The following is a 17,796-nucleotide window of genomic DNA, read 5'->3' as shown; positions in this document are numbered from 1 at the left end:
CCGGCCTTCGCCCCGAACAGGGGCGGTGCCCCTGCCTGACACCCTCTGCAAAGGAGCAGTAATCATGACAACGGACATCCTGTGGTTCTCCGACCTCGGACTCAAGGACCTGGATCAGGTGGGGGGAAAGAATGCCTCCCTCGGGGAGATGGTCCAGAACCTGACATCCGCCGGCGTCCAGGTGCCCGACGGCTTCGCCACCACGGCCGACGCTTACCGCAGCTTCCTCGCGGATTCGGGCCTGGACCAGAAGATCGCCGACCGGCTGCTCGGCCTGGACGCCGATGACGTAACGGCCCTTGCCTCTGCTGGTCAGGAGATCCGGTCCCTCATGCGTGAAACGCCCTTCCTGCCGGACTTTGAGGCGCAGATCCGGGAGGCCTACCAGCAACTGGTGGACAAGCATGACGGTTCTGAGGACCTGTCCTGGGCCGTCCGTTCCAGCGCGACCGCGGAAGACCTCCCCGATGCCTCCTTCGCCGGGCAACAGGAAACCTTCCTGAATGTCCGCGGGATCGAGAACATCCTGCTCGCCATCAAAGATGTGTTCGCCTCGCTGTATAACGACCGTGCCATCGCCTACCGCGTCCACCACAAGTTCGCGCACGCCGAAGTGGCGCTCTCGGCCGGCATCCAGCGCATGGTCCGTTCCGACGTCGGCGCTTCCGGGGTCATGTTTACCATGGACACCGAGTCCGGCTTCAACGATGCCGTCTTCGTCACCTCCTCCTATGGCCTCGGCGAAGCCGTCGTCCAGGGCGCCGTGAACCCGGATGAGTTCTACGTGTATAAGCCCGCGCTGAAGGCAGGGCGCCCGGCCATCCTCAAACGGGGCCTGGGGGAGAAGGCCCTGCAGATGACCTACACAAGTAACCAGGAGATCGGCCGTACCATCGATTTCGTCCCGGTTGAGGCATCGCTGCGGAACCGCTTCAGCCTCAGCGACGACGACGTTGAGCAGCTCGCCCGGCACGCCCTCGCCATCGAGAACCACTACGGACGCCCGATGGATATCGAATGGGGCAAGGACGGGATCGACGGCGGCCTGTACATCCTGCAGGCCCGCCCCGAAACCGTGCAGTCCCGCAGGCCCGCGGGCAGCCTGAGCCGGTTCCGCCTCAACGGGACTGGGCCGGTACTGGTCGAGGGCCGCGCTATCGGCCAGCGCATCGGCGCCGGCAGCGTCCGCATCCTCACCGCGATTGACCAGATGGCTGCCTTCCAGACGGGCGACGTCCTCGTCGCCGACATGACTGACCCGGACTGGGAACCGATCATGAAGCGCGCCTCCGCGATCGTGACCAACCGCGGTGGGCGCACTTGCCACGCCGCTATCATTGCCCGGGAACTCGGGATTCCCGCTGTCGTGGGCACCGGGGATGCCACGGATGCACTCGCCGACGGTCTCGAGGTGACCGTCTCCTGCGCCGACGGCGAGACCGGCACCATCTACGAAGGGCTCCTGGACTTCAGCGTCGAGGAAACCGCGATCACCCAGCTTCCCGAAGCACCCGTCAAGGTCATGATGAACGTCGGCACCCCGGAGCAGGCGTTCACCTTCGCGCAGCTGCCCAACCACGGGGTGGGCCTGGCCCGGCTCGAATTCATCATCAACCGCCAGATCGGCATCCATCCCAAGGCACTGCTGAACGTGGACAGCCAGCCGGCCGAGGTCGGCGCGGAAATACGGACCCGGGTTGCCGCGTACGAGAGCCCGCGCGACTACTACGTCAAGCGCCTCGCCGAAGGCGTGTCCACTATCGCCGCGGCCTTCGCGCCGGAACCGGTAATTGTGCGCATGTCCGACTTCAAATCCAACGAGTACGCCAACCTAATCGGCGGACCCGCTTACGAGCCGCACGAAGAGAACCCGATGATCGGTTTCCGCGGGGCCTCACGCTACCTCGAGCCATCCTTCCGGGACTGCTTCGACCTGGAATGCGAAGCGCTGTCGTTCGTCCGCAACGAGATGGGCCTGACCAACGTCAAGCTCATGATCCCGTTCGTTCGCACCGTTCACGAGGCTAGCGGCGTCATCGAGCTACTGTCGGAAAACGGCCTGCGCAGAGGCGAAAACGGCCTTGAAGTGATCATGATGTGCGAGATTCCCTCAAACGCGCTGCTCGCCGACGAGTTCCTGGACTACTTCGACGGGTTCTCCATCGGCTCCAACGACATGACCCAGCTGACCCTCGGCCTGGACCGAGATTCCGCGATCGTGGCCGACGGTTTCGATGAGCGCAATCTCGCAGTCAAGAAACTCCTGACGATGGCCATCAAGGCTTGCAAGGAACGCGGCAAATACGTTGGCATCTGCGGCCAGGGGCCGAGTGACCACCCCGACTTCGCGGAGTGGCTGGTCAAGGAAGGCATCGATTCCGTCTCCCTGAACCCGGACACCGTCGTGGACACCTGGCTCCGGCTCGCCGCTGCCCAAACCGGCGACGAAATCAGTGCCGCCGTCGGCGCAGTGGCGAACTGACCGCGCCTCCCTGAAGGGCGAAGTCACGGAGGACAGCGGCCATGACAGCGTTAGAGTGTGCTCCATGGCCGCCATCGGCCGCAGGGTTGTCGCGATGAGGCCCCACCCCGTGAGGTAGTCGTTGAGGACTGGAGATGCAGGGTTCGCCGTCTAGGACGCGCTCGTAGGAGTTGACGGCGAAGGGGTTGTTCTTCTGGCCCGGGTCTGAGCCGATGATGGTGTTGTCGATTCCCACGGCGTCGATGAAGTTCAGCATGGTATCCACCTGCCATTGGAAGAATGTGGTGCGGTCGTCGTATTGGACGAGACCGCGCTCGACGACGGCTCCGAGCTCGACCCATTCCCGGGCTCGGGCAGGGTTGTCCTCGATCACGAAGTTCGGGTGGTTACCACGAGCCGGCGCAGGCCCATCTTTTGGGCAGCCCGGAGGACGGCTGTGATTTCCGGTGACGACATGTGACCGGTGGAGAGGATGGCGTCGGAGTCCTTGACCAGTTGGACGACTTCCATGGTTTCCGAAGTAGGTTGCCTCCCGCGTCGAGGACGGGGATCGGTGTGGTTTTCCGGACTTTGATGCTGGTGGCCGGGAACTTGAGGTGTTCTTCGCGTTCGTGGACGCAGATGTGCTGTTCAGAAGAAACTGTGGGCATCCAGACCATCCGGCCGCCCAGGCCTCGCGAAAGAGTCCTGCAGTTTTTCGGCGTCGGCGCAGACCCGGTTTACCGGACGCTCAGCTCTAGCGGCTGCGCGCAATCTCGGTTTCCACGCCAATGTTGGGTTGCTGGGTTGCTGTGACGAACGGACAATACCGATAGGAGGAAGTCATGCCAGACAAGGCGCTGGATGATCAGCGAGCCGTGGAGCGCCGGTATGTGACCAACAAGACTTTCTGTTGAATGGAATGGGCGATTAGGGCGGTTCTATCGGACTTATAGTTGAAGGATCAACTAATAGTCATTGTAGCTGTTCGCAGCGAGGAGTTGTCATGGCAAGCACGATCCCTGCATCCGCCCCGTCGACATTTAGGGGCAACGACAAGTTGCTTCTGGGCATCGTGCTCGGCGTCGTCACTTTCTGGCTGTTCGCCGGCACCACCGGGACGATTGCCCCGAACATTCTTGCGGACATCAACGGCGCGTATTCGGACCCCGTCCAAAAGACGTGGGCAAACCCTCTCATCGACGTCGCTGCGATGAACCTGGCGGTGTCAATCACCGCACTCTTCTCCGGCATGTTCATCGTGGTGGCCGGCGGCCTCGCTGACAGGATCGGCCGGGTCCGGATCAGCCTGATCGGCAACGGCCTGGGCATCCTCGGATCCCTTATGATCGTCCTGGCGACCGGACCTTTCGCCCTGCCCCTGATGCTGGGCGGCCGAGCCATCCAGGGTCTCTCGGCGGCATGCATCATGCCCGCCACCATGGCGCTCGTTAAGACGTACTGGGACGGCCCGGGCCGGCAGCGCGCCGTGTCCATGTGGTCCATCGGCTCATGGGGCGGTTCGGGGCTCGCCTCGATCTTCGGCGGCTACGTGGCCACCTTTGTGGGATGGCGCTGGATCTTCATCGCCTCGATCGTCATCTCGGTCATCGCGATCCTGCTCATGCGCGGCACGCCGGAGAGCAAGGTCGTCCAGACCAGCACGTCGAAGTTCGACCTCGCCGGGGTTCTGGTCTTCATGGTCTCGATGCTCGCGCTCATGGTCGTGCTGATCTTCGGCTCGAAGATCGGCTGGCTGACACCCACCACGATCGGGCTGTTCGCCGTCGCCGTCATCGGACTGCTCTTCCTCCTGCGGATCGAACGCCGGGCAGCCAAGCCGTTCATCAACTTCGACCTGTTCCAGAACCGCACCTTCACCGGCGCCACGATTTCCAATTTCCTTCTCAACGGCACGATCGGGCTGCTGATCGTGACCCAGCAGCTCCTTCAGATCGCCGGAGGCATGAAGGCCTCCGACGCGGGGCTTCTGACCATCGGCTACGCGGTCATGATCATTGCGTTCATCCGCATCGGTGAGAAGCTGCTGCAGCGCTTTGGTCCCCGCCAGCCGATGATCTGGGGATCCCTCATCGTCGGAGTTGCGAGCATCCTGCTCCTGCCCACTAACCTTCTGCTCTCCGAGTACCGGTGGCTCGCCGTCGTGGCCTACGCGCTCTTCGGCCTTGGTCTCGCGTTCTACGCGACGCCGTCAACAGACGCCGCGCTGGCAAACCTTCCCGCCGACCAGGCCGGTGCCGGCTCCGGCATCTACAAGATGGCATCCTCGCTCGGAGGTGCGATCGGGGCCGCGATCTCACTCGCACTCTTCACCGCTTTCAGCAGCTCGGGAGCCCAGTTCATCGGCGATGTCCTCATCAATCAAGGTCGCACCGACAACACCGGGATCCGGCAGGCCGCCGTCATCGCGCTCCTGTTCAACGTCGTCATGGTGATCATCGCGGTTGTCTCCATCATGGCTACGGTCCCCAAAACCAGGGACCGTGCAGAGGCACATCCCGTATACCCGAAATAGTCTCCGCGGTGTACGCCGCGGAACACAGGAAGGAAAGACGAAGAGCCCATGGCATCTACTGGAGCAGCACGCACGATCCTGTCGGCCCAAGAGTCCCTCAGGGACTGGCAGGAATCTCTCTACAAGGACTTCCACCGCAACCCCGAGCTGAGCCACCAGGAGAAGCGCACCTCAGGACTCATTGCCGAGCAGCTGGCCGGGTTCGGCTTCAAGGTCCACAGGAATATCGGCGGCACAGGTCTTGTAGGGGTCTTCGCCAACGGAACCGGGCCGACTGTCCTGATGCGCTCAGACATGGACGCACTCCCCGTCGCGGAGGCAACAGGCCTGGACTACGCGAGCACCGTCGTCGCGACCGACGATCAGGGCACACAGACACCCGTCATGCACGCCTGCGGGCACGACGTACACATGTCCAGCCTCCTCGGCGCAGCAAGGCTCTTCGCCCAGGAACCCGATGCCTGGTCAGGCACGCTGGTGGCGCTCTTCCAGCCCGCCGAAGAACTCGGCGACGGCGCCAAGGCCATGGTCGACGGCGGGCTGGCGGACCTCATTCCCCAGCCTGATGTAGCCCTCGCCCAGCATGTCCTGGCCAATCGTGCCGGGACTGTGAGCACCTATGCCGGCGCGTTCCTCTCGATGGCGGACAGCATCCACATCACCCTCTACGGGCGCGGCAGCCACGGCTCCATGCCGCATCAATCGATCGATCCGGCCGTCCTGGCCGCAATGGTTGTGGTGCGGCTCCAGACCGTCGTCTCCCGCGAGGTCCAGCCGGGCGAGTTCGCTGTACTCACCGTGGGGAAGATCGCGGTCGGCGCCAAGAGCAACATCATTGACGACCACGCCGTCCTCGAACTCAACATCCGCACCTACAGCAAGGCCACCCGCGACCAGATCCTCACTGCAATCGAACGGATCGCGAAGGCCGAGTCCGCGGCGTCGGGCTCGCCCAAGGATCCGGAGATCGAACTCTACAACAGCTACCCGCTCACCGACAACGACGCAAAGGTCACCGCCAGGGTCGCGGGCGCGTTCGCAGAGTACTTCCCCGCCGAGGCGATCGAGGACTACGGTCGGCAGACGGCGAGCGAGGACTTCAGCGACATCCCCACAGCGCTCGGGGTCCCGTACACCTACTGGGGTATCGGCGGAGTGGACGCCGAAACCTACCGCGCCGCGCAGGACGCTGGCCGCGTCACCATGGACATCCCGGCGAACCACTCGCCGAAGTTCGCACCCGTCATCCAGCCCACGCTGACCACCGGGACAGCTGCCCTCGTAGTCGCCGCGGCGGCCTGGCTCGGAAGGACTGACGGGCGCGGTGAGGATCGTCGACGCCGGGCTGAAGATTGAAGACCGGAAAATCATCCTGGGTCTGCGGGTGTTCGGGTACACGCTGCACCCGCCGGCGGACAGCATCACGGCGGCCAGGGTTGGGGTTGGGGTTTGGGGCCCGAGATAGGCAATGGGAGGGTGCAGGCAAATTCTTCCGCTGGTCAGCCGGTCCGACTCTCCCGGTCACTCACCTCTCTGAAAGGGTGCCGCGCCAGGCCACGATTCATCAAGCCCAGGGCTCACTTTCCATCAGCGCAGCCCAAAACGACGGTTTACCAGACGACATTCTCTCCACCCGGTGCCTGGTCTTAGATTTCAACAACACCTTCCGCCAGTCCGCCTACCTGAAATACGCAGAGAACAGCCCTACATAACGTCCGTGTATGCGTCGAGCGGTGACGCAGGGGGAGTGATGGAGACCTGGTCGCCAAAGCCATCGATAGGCTGCTCGGAACGGCGTTCGAGTACGTGTCCCGCTGAATAGGAATGCCGCTACTTTCGGCGTTGCCAAAATCCCCAGAAAATACAGGAGTGGGCACCTTGCGGTGACCGTCTCGGCGAATCAGGCGGAGACTCGTTGGTGGATTTGTCTGTCGTCACGAAAATTTCTCCGCTCTCAGTTGGGTGCCACGACGCTCTGGCGCCCCGGACAGCGGGAGCCATCCGCACGAGTTCGTGCGGACGGATGGGGCGGGTGCACGGAACTGTTGACGTTGGGTTGCCGGACGGCCTGCATCTGCCCGAGGGCACGGTGTGCCACCGCGGGCGCCGGCCATGGATGACCGGGCTGGTGGAGCAGGCCAAGCTAGGCGGGGAAGGTGTGCGGCAGGAGCCTGCGGATTCCTGTCATACGCAGGGCGGGAACTCCCTGGGGTCCAGGGAGTTCCCGCCGTGTGGATGGTGATTGTGTTGCGGGGTTCGGGCCTGTCAGTCCTTGCGGACCTTGCTGGGGTCCACGTTCCGGGCGGCGAAGATCAGCAGTCCGGAGGCCAGGATAGGAATGACACCCCACCATAGGGTGGCGTTGATCCAGCCGGCGCCGGCGGCGAGGGTGGCGGTGATCAGCAGTCCACCGACGATCGCGCCGACTTGGCCTGAGGCGTTGATGATGGAGCTGCCGGTTGCCCGGGTGTGGACGGGGAAGCTCTCGCCGGTGAAGAACAGCAGGGCGGAGAAGGGGCCGATGAGGAAGAACAGCCCGGCGCTGTATAGCCCGATGATGAGCGGGAAGTTCCCGTTCGGTGCCTGGAGCATCGTGAAGAAGGAAACGGCACAGAGGATCCAGCCGATCCCGATCGCGTTACGGCGTCCGATCCGGTCGCCCAGCCAGCCGTGGAACAAGTAGCCGGCGAAGGCAGTTGCGTTGGAGATGATAAGGATCAACAGCGCGTTGTCGAACTCGACGTTCTTGCCGTCCGGCGCCGTAAGCAGCGAAGTGCCGAGGATGGCGAAGGAAAGGACGCCCAGCCAGTTCAGGAGGAAGGCCCCGCCGATCGTCAGGGTTGACCTCAGCGATTCCCCGCGGAAGACCGAGACGAGCGGGCTGGCCTTCTCCGAGACGTCGATTCCGTATTTGATTCCGAGCTCCTGCGCCTCCTCAACCCGGCCGTCCTTGATCATCTTGTCAATTTGGTGACGGTGGCCGAACTGGGGACTTTCTTTGAGCCAGCGTCCGGCGAGGACGATGAAGACGGCCGGGATGGCGGCCACGGCAAAGCAGAGCGCCCACCCGCCGATGGGGAACAGGAGGTAGACAGACCCGGCAGCCAGTACGGAGCCGACCGGCCAACCGGATTGGACGAGCGAGTAGATGAGGCCACGGCGGCGGGCCATGGCGGGATCGCTGTGGCTGTGGGCGAACATCTCGTTGAGGTAGGCCGCATTGATGGCCTGCTCGGCGTAGCCGAGGCCTGCCAGTGAACGCACGAGTACCAGGAAGACGAGTCCCAGGCCGGCAGCGATGCCCGCAACCCAGCCGACAGTGGCGGTCAGCAGAGAGGCGACGGCGGCTCCGCTGACCGCGATCAGGATGCCCTTGCGGCGGCCGATCCGGTCGACGATCGGGCCGATCGCGAAGGCCACGAGTGCGGTACCGGCGGTCACCCAGGTGTTGATCCCTGTGGACTGTGCAGCGCTCCAGCCGAGGTCGGAGGCCAGCTTCGGCAGGAGGTTGCCGAACAGGACGAAGTCATAGACGGCGAAGGTCCAGGCGAAGAAGCAAATCCAGGTGGCCAGGCGGACGTCTTTGGTAGTGACATCAGACTCGACGAATTGGAAGGTTGGGACAGTGGACATAGTGGTTCCTAATTCACGGGGAGAGTTGGGGGATGTGATGAGTAGGGAACGAAGGGGCGGCCTGGAGGCCAGGTCGTTAGCTGGTCCCCAGACCGCCCCTCACTGCTGCTCTTGGATCAGCTGGCAGGGCTGAGCTAGGAGACCAGAACCTCGCGGCGTTCGGTGGTGGCCTTCAGGTCGACCGTGAGCTGGCCGTTGACCTCCCTGAGGACCACGCCGTAGTCCCGGGCTGCCGCCTCCGCGGTCGTGAAGCCGTCCAGTACGTCCTCCAGGACCTTCAGCGGGTCCCTCCGATGCGGGTCACCGAAGCCTCCCCCGCTGGGCACGGTGATCTGGAGGGAGTCTCCTGCCAGCAACTGACGCCCGGTGACCTTGGACGGCCAGGACTCCTCGCCTGCCCGGCCGACGTTCTTCACGAGCGAGCCGTTGAGGCCGTCATGACCGCCGAAGGCCCCCCACGGCACGTCCGACTCGTGGCGTTCGCCCTCGCAGGTGATCGCGGTGTCGGTCAGGAAGGTGTTCTCCCGGACGATGCCGATGCCGCCGCGGAACTCGCCGGCTGCCCCCGGCTCGGAACGCAGTTCATAGCGGTCGGTGCGCATCGGGAACCGCCACTCGAGCTCCTCGATCGGGTTGTTGCGCGTATTGGCGATGAGGTTGTCCACGGAGTCCGGCCCGTCGCTGGTGGCGCGTCCGCCGTAGGCACCCTCATTGACCTCGAGGTAAACCCAGTATTCGCCCTGCTTCTCGTCCCATCCGGAGTAGGAGATGAAGTGGATGTGGGCGGAGTTGCCGGCGGTGACGCGCTCGGGGATGACGGGAGCGAGGGCCCGCAGGGCCAGGTCGACGGCGCGTTGCACCTGGGAGAACCGCGAGAAGGTCGCCGCCGGGTACTTCGGGTTGAAGATGGTGCCTTCCGGGGCGATCACCTTCAACGGCTTGAGCATGCCCTCGTTCTGGGGTACGAACACCGGGAACGCGACCTCGTCCAAGAAAATCATGCGGGTGATGAACGTGAACGCCGAGACCGTCGTGCCCTCGAAGGCGCAGTTGTAGGCGGTGGGTACCTGTTCGGAGGATCCGGTCAGGTCGTACGTGATCTCGTCACCCTCGATGATCACCTTCACGACGATTGGCAGCTTCTTGCCGTAGTTGCGTCCGTCGTCGTCCAGGTAGCCGACCTCGGTCTCGTAGACGCCATCCGGGATCTTGGCGATCTCCTGGCGCAGCATCCGCTCCGAGTAGTCGATCCAGCTCTGGCCGGCGTCGCGCACGGCGCCGAAACCGTAGCGCTCGATGAGGGCGGTGTAGCGGGTCTTGGCCAGCTCGCAGGCGGCGATCATGGCTTGGAAATCGCCCTCGTTGGAGGTGGGTGTCCGGGTGTTGTTAAGGATGTGCCGGATCAGCGATTCCTGGCGGACGCCCTTCTCGGAGATCTTCACGGCACGGAAAATAGTGCCCTCGGACTGGATGTCCTGGATGTCCACCATCAGCCCGGAGTATGCGCCGCCGTTGTCGATCAGCTGGCCCGAGGCGCCGGCGAAGCCGACGAGCTCCCCGTTATGGAAGATCGGTTCGATGATCGCCACGTCGGGAGAGTGCGTGGCGCCCAGATATGGATCGTTGTGCAGGATGATGTCACCGTCGTGGATGTCGTCACCGAGCACCGAGATCACGCCCTTGACGATCTTGGGCATGGAGCCCATGAACATCGGCGTGGAGTCGGACTCGGCCAGCACGTTGCCGTCCTTGTCGAACAGGCCTGCGCCGAGGTCCTCGGACTCGCGGATGATCGATGAGTAGGCCATGCGGAACAGCACCGAGGCCATTTCCTTGGCCGCTGAGTTCAGGGCGCCGCCGATCACGCGCATCAGGATCGGGGTGGCCAGTTTTTCCGCGCTCTGGGTGGCGGCCGGGCAGTCGATGACGAGGTTGCCGGCTGCGTCCACCGTTCCGGAGAATCCCGGAGGAACAACTGTCGTGGAGTCGTACTGCTCGATGATGGCGGGGCCGGCGAAGGTGATTCCCACGCCCATCCTGTCGCGGTCGTAGAAGCCGGTGTCCAGGGTGACCGGCTTGCCATCCTGTTCGAAGGTCACCGGGCGGGTTTCGACCAGGGCGTCCTTGAGGGAACCGGACTTCGTCGCTTCCGGCGTGGGCAGCTCATCCATTACGGCGCTGGCCTCGACCCGGATGTTGATGACCTCCACGGTGCCGTTCTTGAAGCGGTGGCCGTATTCCTCAAAGTGGGCGTCGTGGAAGGCTGCCTCGGCCTTTTCCAGCCAGGCCTGGTTGACCGGGCCGGCGGGGGCGGTGAAGCGGATCTCGTATCCCTGGCCCTCGTAGCGCGCATCGGCGAGCCATTCAAGCTTGCGCCGTTCGGCCGGGACGTCTTCGGCGTCGAGCTGGGCGTTGGCCTCGCGCTCCAGCTGCTCGTAGGAGTCCTGGATGGCGGCAGGATCTGCGTTGGCGAAGGTGAACCGCCTGGTGGCGACGAACTCGTACTTCTCGTCCGTGGCCAGCAGGCCTGTAGCGGCGATAATACCGGGGTGGGCCGGGATCAGAACCTTCGGGACCTCCAATTCAGCTGCGATCTCGCAGGCGAACAGCGCTCCGGCACCGCCGGCGGCGACGAGGGTGAAGTCGCGAGGGTCGTAGCCGCGGCGTACGGAGTTCTGTTCAATAGCCTGTGTCATGCCGAACTTCTGGATCTGCAGGGCGCCGAGGGCTGCCTGGTCGACCGACATGTTGAGCTTTTCTGCGAGCCCTTCCATCGCCTTTCGGGCGCCTTCGAGATCCAGATCCATGCCTGAGCCGGCCAGGACGCGGTCAGGACGCATACGGCCCAGCAGCATCTGGGCGTCGGTCGACGTCGGCTCGGTCCCGCCGCGGCCGTAGCAGACCGGACCCGGGACAGCGCCGGCCGACTGGGGACCGACACGGAAGACCCCGCCGGCGTCGACGTAGGCGATGGAACCGCCGCCGGCACCAATGGTGTCGATGTCCACCATGGGGACCATTGCCTGGTGATCGCCGATCTTGGTGTCCAGCAGGTGACGCATGCGCAGCTCACCCTGGTAGGCGACGCCGATGTCCGCCGAGGTGCCGCCGATGTCCAGGGTGACGACATTGTCGAAGCCGGACTGGCGACCGGCCCACATGCCGCCGATCAGGCCGCCGACCGGTCCGGACATCATCAGGGTGACGGGCCGCTTGGCAGCCTCCTTGATCGGAACCATACCGCCGGAGGACTGCATCAGCAGGATCTCCCGCTTGTAGCCCAGGCCTTCAGCCTGCTCCTGCAAGCGGTGCAGGTAACGCGAGACCCGGGGCCCCACATAGGCGTTGAGCGCGGTGGTGGAGAACCGCTCGTATTCCCGGTACAGGGGCACGATCTCGCTGGACAGGGACAGGTAAGCCTCGGGGAACTCCTCCGCGACGATCTGCCCGATCCGCTGCTCGTGGGCAGGGTTCAGGTAGGAGTGCAGCAGGCAGACGGCAATGGCCTCGACGCCCGCCGCCTTCAGCTCGAGGACGCGCTCACGGACCTCATTTTCGTCCAGGGGAACCAGGACGTCGCCGTTGGGTGCCGTGATGCGCTCCTTGACCGTGAGCCGGTGGCGGCGCTTGATGAGGGGCTTGGTCTGCCACGGCAGTTCCTGCTGCAGGGAGAAGTTGTACGGCTTCTTGTGCCGGGCGATGTGCAGGATGTCCCGGAAGCCCTCGGTCGTGATCATCCCGACCTCCGCACCGGTGTGCGTGAGCGCGGTGTTCGTAGCCACCGTGGTCCCGTGCACCAGCTGGTCGATCTCCGCAAGCGAGACTCCGGCCTTCTCACAGAGCTTCTTGATGCCGGAGACAACGGCTTCGGACGGATCGTGCGGCGTGGACGGGACCTTCTCCACAACGGCGATGCGGTGGGCGTCGTCTGAAAAATACAAGTCGGTAAAGGTGCCGCCGACGTCTACTCCGATGCGCTTCATAATGGGTCCTTTCGGAAGTGAGGCTCAGGACTGCGTTGATGGGGAAGCCTGGGTGGGCCTCTCGGCCATTAGGGCACCCCTGTTTGGAGTCCACTGGGGTTAGACCGCAAATCAATGTGCTGTAGATCACAAAGTTGCTTACTAAGCAATGTAGTTCCCGTGGGAGCAACATGCAATGGTTGACCGATCTTTTTTTGAGGCACCCGCTTTGTACATTCAAGCCGGATGCGGAGGAATGCCGTGCAATCCAAAAGGGGGTTGCATGTTGCACAAGCAGCAACTACTGTGATGGCACAGCAACAAAGTGTGGACGGGAAAAGTCCGGTCCTAGAGAGAGTGGAGACAGCCATGACAACAGAGACGTTCAACGACATCGAAGCCCGTCTTGCAGCAGTACTGGAGGAGGCGTTCGCAGCAGGCACGGACATCTACAACGAGCGGGGCTTCAGGCGTCGGATTGGCTACGGCAACCGCCCCGCCGTCATCCACATCGACCTCGCGAACGCTTGGACCCGTCCGGGCCACCCGTTCAGCTGCCCAGGCATGGAGACGATCATCCCGAACGTCCAGCGGATCAACGAGGCCGCACGCGCCAAGGGTGTCCCGGTCTTCTACACCACGAACGTGTATCGCAACCGCGATGCCACCTCCGGAACGAACGACATGGGTCTGTGGTACTCGAAGATCCCCACGGAGACCCTCCCTGCGGATTCCTACTGGGCGCAGATTGACGACCGCATTGCGCCCGCGGAGGGCGAGGTCGTGATCGAGAAGAAACGCGCCTCGGCGTTCCCGGGGACGAACCTTGAGCTCTTCCTGACCTCCAACCGCATCGACACCCTGATCGTGACCGGTGCGACCGCGGCCGGGTGTGTGCGCCACACCGTCGAGGACGCGATCGCGAAGGGCTTCCGCCCGATCATCCCCCGGGAGACCATCGGCGACCGCGTCCCGGGCGTCGTGCAGTGGAACCTCTACGACATCGACAACAAGTTCGGTGACGTGGAGTCCACGGATTCGGTGGTGGAGTACCTGAACGGCCTTCCGCGGTTCGAGGACACGGTCCCGAAGACCCTCTCGGATCCCCAGCCCGAGGTGGCGGCCCCCGCGGATCCGGCCTGAGCCGCACCGCACTCTCGGAGCCCCGCGGTCCGGCATCCCCGGGCCGACCCGACGACAGCCGGCACCCCTCAGCGGGTGCCGGCTGTCGTCGGGTCGGGCCGGGCTGCGGTGATGAGTGCGTTTCTGGAACACGCCAGTCGCCAAGGATCCCGCCATGCCGATCCACCGCCCAATGCCGTGAGCAGCAGATTCGAGACCAGATCGTCCATAAGGGGGGCTCCTCCGCCGTGGACGTCGCATCGCACGATGACTGATACGGGTGACTTGTACTAGCGCCCGAAGAGGGAGAACCCATGCTGGAGCCACAAACCACCGCCGACAAACCGCAAGGGGCGGCAGCTTCGCTGCTCAACGGTCTGGCGGTCCTCGAAGCTTTCTCCGTCGCCAAGCGATCCCTCCTGGGCGTCACGGAGATCTCCGATCTCGTCGGCCTGCACAAGAGCACCGTATCCCGGATGCTCGCCGGCCTGGACGAAGCCGGATACGTGCAGCGCGACGAAGACACCGGGCGATACCGCCTCGGACTCGGGATGATCGGCCTGGCCGGACCGCTGCTGGCCGAACTCGGCGTCCGCCGCGCCGCCCTGCCCCACCTCGAAGAACTCACCGAAGCCACCGGCGAGACAGCCGCGATCGCCGTCTGGAACGGCACCAACGCGATCGTTGTGGAACAGACGGCGAGCCCCCACCAGGTCAAGCACAGCGCGGCGATCGGCACGCGCTACAACAAGTTCGCCAGCTCCTCAGTCCGCGTGTTCCTCGCCGAACTGCCGCCCGAAGAGACCGACCGCCTTCTGGCCGGCCGGACAGTGTTGCGGGAGAGCTACAGCGGTCTTGAGGACCTGGCCCACGAACAGCTGGCTAGCGTACGCGACCACGGCTTCGCCGTCAACGACGGCGAGACCACTTACGAGGAATACGGCGTCTCCGCACCCGTGCGGGACTACCGTGGCGCCGTCGTCGGCTGCATCACAGCCAGCGCGCCCCGGGCCCGAGTCCAGCACCGGCAGAGCCAGTCCATCCTGCGCGAAGCCGTGCTACAGGCCGCTGAACGCGTGTCGACACGGCTGGGCAGCCAGCCGTCGAAAGCAAATCCAGGGCGCTGACCGGCCGTTATGGCTGGTCCAAGGAAGCCGACCAGCCCAAGCGGGTGGATACTTCCCCGGCAGTATGTTGTACGGCTCGAATCAGAGCGTCCTGGGCGGCGTGTTTGTGCACGCGGGAACGGGGAGCGGATGCAGTGATGCAACCAACCACCTTGCCTCGGTAGTCTCGAACCGGAGCGGAGACCCCAAACTCCTCCTCGGTTGTCGAACCGTCGTTGATGGCATATGCCTGACGGGCGATTTCCTGCAGGTGGGTGGTGTGGTCCAACGGCAAACCGTCTGCCGCCGCGCGGAGTATCTGCCCGGATTCGATCAGTTCGGTCGCGAGAGCCGGCGCCAGCTCCGCCAGGAAGACCCGCACCGAGGAACTCTCGAATTTGTTGTACCGGGTTCCTATGGTGGCAGTGTGTTTGACCTGATACGGGCTGGCAACCTGCTCCACGACGATGGCCTCATGACCATTCCAGACCGAGATTGCGCTGGTCTCCTGGGTGCTTTCGGTCAACTGCTCCAAATACGGAACTGCAGCACGGCGGACATCCAGGTCAGCCAGCAAAGGGCCGGACAACGCAAGGAGGGCCAGTCCGAGCCGATACCGTCCCGTCTCCTCATCGCGCTGGACGTATCCAGCTTCTGCTAAACCGCCCAGGATGCGTGAGACGGTGCTCTTGTGAAGGCCAACGCGCTGAGCAACCTCAGTCACACCAAGAACCGGATTTTGAACTGAAAAGGCTTCCAGTACAGCAAGGCCATTCAGCAGCGACGCCGCTGCTCCCTGGACCTGCCCGTTGTCCTGCCTCGGCCTGCCTGCCATCTGTATCCTCTCGCGCGGCGTGACCATCCCACCACTTTCATGGCCATCATATGCCGCAGTCAAGGCGCAGATACGGAAGAGACGGCGCGGCACTGCTCTGCCACCGCCTCGCTGCTAATCGCCCGGCGGTGGCCACGGACGGCACGGGCTTGCGAGTCCCGTTTGTCACCGCCCGCGATGACGCCCCGCCGTGCCGCGACCGCGGCGCTCCTCGGCAGCGCACTTGAGTACTACGACTTCTTTGTATACGGCGCGGCGGCAGCCCTTGTCTTCAACGTGCTGTTCTTTCCGTCCGGGGATCCCGCCGTTGCCTTGATCGCATCATCCAGTCCCGCATAATCGTGGAGGAACACCTCGTCATGGCCGTCCCGGCGTCCCACCGGCTCGCCTCGAAAGACGAGGTACATTTGGTGGATCTTGCTGGAGAGCCGTTCGTCGCATTGCCTCCGCACGAGGGCTCTGTGCTGGGGGATCGGTTGCGCAGGCTCAGCCTGGGAGCCGGCTTCGATCCGGACATAGTTCAGCGGGCGCCAGACTCATGGACCGCCATGGCGCTGGTGGGAGCAGAGGTGGGATGCTCCCTGACGGTCTCCTCCGTGGCGGAAAACGTGACCGATCCGCATGTGCACTTTCTACGGGTGCTCGACGAGACCTTGCCGGTGTATCTGAGGATGGCCTGGCGCGGGGACTCGGACAACCCGGCCCTCCCGCCGGTCCTCTCGCTTGCAGAACGCGTCTGGCCCGGCCCTCCCCGCAAAGCAGATCCCGAGGCATGAAACAGCATCCGGGCAAGGAGCCAAGGCCGCGGCGCCTCCAAGGTTGGGACATGCGCCAGTTGGTTGTGAATTGTTCGAAATCACTGTTTTCAAGGCCCGGAATGTGGTTCGAGTCCCACCTCGGGCACAGTGTTTCCACAGCTCAGGGGCCTATTTGGCCCCTGAGTGTGCACAGGTTTCGTTGTGCCCCTTCGGGCCCCTTTTTCATAGGTGGCCGGTGGACCGTGCAGCCCACGATGCCCAGTGCCATTCCCGTCCGGACCCAGGGATCGTTCTGTATGCAGCTGCCATGGTTGCTGTCAGCGTCGACTGCGTAGTGCTGTAGATTTTCATCGCACTGTCCTGCGCTGGGACGCCTGCTGCTTGGTCGTTTTTCACGCTTGTTCATTGGGCGGCCGGCTGCCGTGTCTGTGGCCTGACCGGCAGGCGATTCGAAGTGGTAATCCGGCTTCGGGCGGTGACCGGGGTCAGCCTTTCAGCGTTGTGTCGAGCAGAGCGCGCAGCTCCTGGAAGTGCCGCTCGGTGGCCGCCGGGTTGAAGGCGGAGGTGTCCGCCATGGTGTAGCCGTGCGGCGCCCCTGCATAGATTTCGTTGGACGCCTCAAGCCTTGCGGCCTGTAAGGCTTCGCCGAGCCGAGCGACGGCGTCCGGTGCCATGCTGCGGTCATTGTCCGCGTGGCCGAATACGAACCGGGCCCGTGCATTGCCAAGCTTCAGATGCGGGCTGTCTGGCCCGTCGGTGGCGAGGCCGCCGCCGTGGAAGCCGCCGCACGCTGCCACCACGTCCGCGTGGGTCGTGGCGGTGCGGACGGCCAGCCGGGCGCCCATGCAGTAACCGGTGGTCCCGATGGGGCCGGGAGCTACGCCGTTGAGCCCGGCAAGTGCGGACACCCACGCATTGATGTCCTGCAGCGCCTTTTCCGGTGTCAGGCGGCCAACCCGGGGGAAGGCAGCCTTGCCTGCCGCTTCCCTGCCTTCCTGGGTGGACATGTCCACGGCCGGGGCGAGCTCGGCCATTGATCCTTCACGGTAGAAAACGTTCGGCGCCAGCACCACGTAGCCCCAGTCGGCGATGCGCTGGGCCATCTCCTGGATTCGGGGACGCAGGCCGAAGGCGTCCATGTAGAGGATGACGCCGGGAAGAGGGCCGATTGCAGTGGAAGGGCGGGCCACGAGGGCCTCAGCAGTGCCTTCAGCGGCAGGGATTTCGATTGGCATAGGCCCACAATATCGGAGCTCAGGAGTAAAGCCGGGTCACGGTCCCGCAGCGAAGTCGAGGGAGTCTGCGTCGAGACCGTTTCGAGTCAGAGCTTCACATACTCGAACGATTGCGACAGTCCGCTGGCGGCGCTAGTGCTTCCACCGT

Annotated in this window: 12 protein-coding genes and 2 pseudogenes; 7 read left to right on the top strand and 7 right to left on the bottom strand. The window is 64.1% G+C overall.

The features are described from left to right. Positions 1-64: 64 nt before the first annotated feature. A complete protein-coding gene (gene ppsA, locus ABEA18_RS10725; RefSeq protein ID WP_345449362.1) occupies positions 65-2,482 on the top strand; it encodes a phosphoenolpyruvate synthase in 2,418 nt (805 codons plus the stop codon). Here the strand turns inward: ppsA and ABEA18_RS10720 are convergent. Both ABEA18_RS10720 and ABEA18_RS10715 read right to left on the bottom strand, forming a co-directional pair. Continuing rightward, a complete protein-coding gene (locus tag ABEA18_RS10720; protein WP_345449361.1) occupies positions 2,451-2,855 on the bottom strand; it encodes a hypothetical protein in 405 nt (134 codons plus the stop codon). The genes ppsA and ABEA18_RS10720 overlap by 32 nt on opposite strands. Then, a pseudogene (locus ABEA18_RS10715) lies at positions 2,852-3,132 on the bottom strand (DUF6282 family protein). Before ABEA18_RS10715 ends, ABEA18_RS10720 begins: the two are co-directional and overlap by 4 nt. 335 nt (positions 3,133-3,467) lie before the next feature. On the opposite strand from ABEA18_RS10715, the gene ABEA18_RS10710 reads away from it, so the two are divergent. Both ABEA18_RS10710 and ABEA18_RS10705 read left to right on the top strand, forming a co-directional pair. Then, positions 3,468-4,997: an MFS transporter gene (locus ABEA18_RS10710; protein WP_345449360.1), complete on the top strand. Its 1,530-nt coding sequence runs from the start codon at positions 3,468-3,470 to the stop codon at positions 4,995-4,997. A 48-nt stretch (positions 4,998-5,045) separates the two neighbouring features. Next, positions 5,046-6,353: an amidohydrolase gene (locus ABEA18_RS10705; RefSeq protein WP_345449359.1), complete on the top strand. Its 1,308-nt coding sequence runs from the start codon at positions 5,046-5,048 to the stop codon at positions 6,351-6,353. Positions 6,354-7,262: 909 nt separating this feature from the next. Here the strand turns inward: ABEA18_RS10705 and ABEA18_RS10700 are convergent. Then, on the bottom strand, positions 7,263-8,630 hold the full coding sequence (locus tag ABEA18_RS10700; protein ID WP_345449358.1) for an MFS transporter: 1,368 nt from the start codon (positions 8,628-8,630) through the stop codon (positions 7,263-7,265). Between the two features lie 134 nt (positions 8,631-8,764). Continuing rightward, positions 8,765-12,613, bottom strand: a complete 3,849-nt coding sequence (locus ABEA18_RS10695) for a hydantoinase B/oxoprolinase family protein (RefSeq protein WP_345449357.1) — start codon at positions 12,611-12,613, stop codon at positions 8,765-8,767. Positions 12,614-12,961: 348 nt separating this feature from the next. On the opposite strand from ABEA18_RS10695, the gene ABEA18_RS10690 reads away from it, so the two are divergent. After that, on the top strand, positions 12,962-13,735 hold the full coding sequence (locus tag ABEA18_RS10690; protein WP_345449356.1) for an N-carbamoylsarcosine amidohydrolase: 774 nt from the start codon (positions 12,962-12,964) through the stop codon (positions 13,733-13,735). A gap of 68 nt (positions 13,736-13,803) precedes the next feature. On the opposite strand, the gene ABEA18_RS10685 is transcribed toward ABEA18_RS10690, so the two are convergent. Further along, complete coding sequence (locus ABEA18_RS10685; protein ID WP_345449355.1) at positions 13,804-13,944, bottom strand: hypothetical protein; 141 nt, start codon at positions 13,942-13,944, stop codon at positions 13,804-13,806. 84 nt (positions 13,945-14,028) lie between these two features. On the opposite strand from ABEA18_RS10685, the gene ABEA18_RS10680 reads away from it, so the two are divergent. Beyond that, positions 14,029-14,841 carry an IclR family transcriptional regulator gene (locus ABEA18_RS10680; protein ID WP_345449354.1) on the top strand — a complete coding sequence of 271 codons (813 nt, stop codon included), beginning with the start codon at positions 14,029-14,031 and terminating at the stop codon, positions 14,839-14,841. Positions 14,842-14,848: 7 nt separating this feature from the next. Here the strand turns inward: ABEA18_RS10680 and ABEA18_RS10675 are convergent, their stop codons facing one another. Then, positions 14,849-15,655, bottom strand: a complete 807-nt coding sequence (locus ABEA18_RS10675) for an IclR family transcriptional regulator (RefSeq protein WP_345449353.1) — start codon at positions 15,653-15,655, stop codon at positions 14,849-14,851. Positions 15,656-15,832: 177 nt separating this feature from the next. On the opposite strand from ABEA18_RS10675, the pseudogene ABEA18_RS10670 reads away from it, so the two are divergent. Next, positions 15,833-15,979: pseudogene (locus ABEA18_RS10670) on the top strand (MFS transporter); the annotation flags it as partial. 35 nt (positions 15,980-16,014) lie between these two features. Next, positions 16,015-16,431 carry a LysR family substrate-binding domain-containing protein gene (locus tag ABEA18_RS10665; RefSeq protein WP_345449352.1) on the top strand — a complete coding sequence of 139 codons (417 nt, stop codon included), beginning with the start codon at positions 16,015-16,017 and terminating at the stop codon, positions 16,429-16,431. Positions 16,432-16,898: 467 nt separating this feature from the next. On the opposite strand, the gene ABEA18_RS10660 is transcribed toward ABEA18_RS10665, so the two are convergent. Further along, entirely contained in the window at positions 16,899-17,648 is a 750-nt protein-coding gene (locus tag ABEA18_RS10660; RefSeq protein ID WP_345449351.1) for a dienelactone hydrolase family protein, read from the bottom strand. Positions 17,649-17,796 lie beyond the last annotated feature (148 nt).

It is taken from the genome of Arthrobacter gyeryongensis, assembly GCF_039543785.1.
Lineage (GTDB): Bacteria > Actinomycetota > Actinomycetes > Actinomycetales > Micrococcaceae > Arthrobacter > Arthrobacter gyeryongensis.
Note: the sequence above shows the minus strand (reverse complement) of the source record. Positions and strands in the feature narration are given on the sequence as shown.

What these genes read in the sequence shown, in the direction of transcription:
- ABEA18_RS10665 (WP_345449352.1), top strand. Translation starts at nt 16,015, where the DNA reads ATGGCCGTCCCGGCGTCCCACCGGCTCGCCTCGAAAGACGAGGTACAT.
- ABEA18_RS10675 (WP_345449353.1), bottom strand. Translation starts at nt 15,655, where the DNA reads ATGGCAGGCAGGCCGAGGCAGGACAACGGGCAGGTCCAGGGAGCAGCG.
- ABEA18_RS10695 (WP_345449357.1), bottom strand. Translation starts at nt 12,613, where the DNA reads ATGAAGCGCATCGGAGTAGACGTCGGCGGCACCTTTACCGACTTGTAT.
- ABEA18_RS10710 (WP_345449360.1), top strand. Translation starts at nt 3,468, where the DNA reads ATGGCAAGCACGATCCCTGCATCCGCCCCGTCGACATTTAGGGGCAAC.
- ABEA18_RS10690 (WP_345449356.1), top strand. Translation starts at nt 12,962, where the DNA reads ATGACAACAGAGACGTTCAACGACATCGAAGCCCGTCTTGCAGCAGTA.
- ABEA18_RS10660 (WP_345449351.1), bottom strand. Translation starts at nt 17,648, where the DNA reads ATGCCAATCGAAATCCCTGCCGCTGAAGGCACTGCTGAGGCCCTCGTG.
- ABEA18_RS10700 (WP_345449358.1), bottom strand. Translation starts at nt 8,630, where the DNA reads ATGTCCACTGTCCCAACCTTCCAATTCGTCGAGTCTGATGTCACTACC.
- ABEA18_RS10705 (WP_345449359.1), top strand. Translation starts at nt 5,046, where the DNA reads ATGGCATCTACTGGAGCAGCACGCACGATCCTGTCGGCCCAAGAGTCC.
- ABEA18_RS10685 (WP_345449355.1), bottom strand. Translation starts at nt 13,944, where the DNA reads ATGGACGATCTGGTCTCGAATCTGCTGCTCACGGCATTGGGCGGTGGA.
- ABEA18_RS10680 (WP_345449354.1), top strand. Translation starts at nt 14,029, where the DNA reads ATGCTGGAGCCACAAACCACCGCCGACAAACCGCAAGGGGCGGCAGCT.
- ppsA (WP_345449362.1), top strand. Translation starts at nt 65, where the DNA reads ATGACAACGGACATCCTGTGGTTCTCCGACCTCGGACTCAAGGACCTG.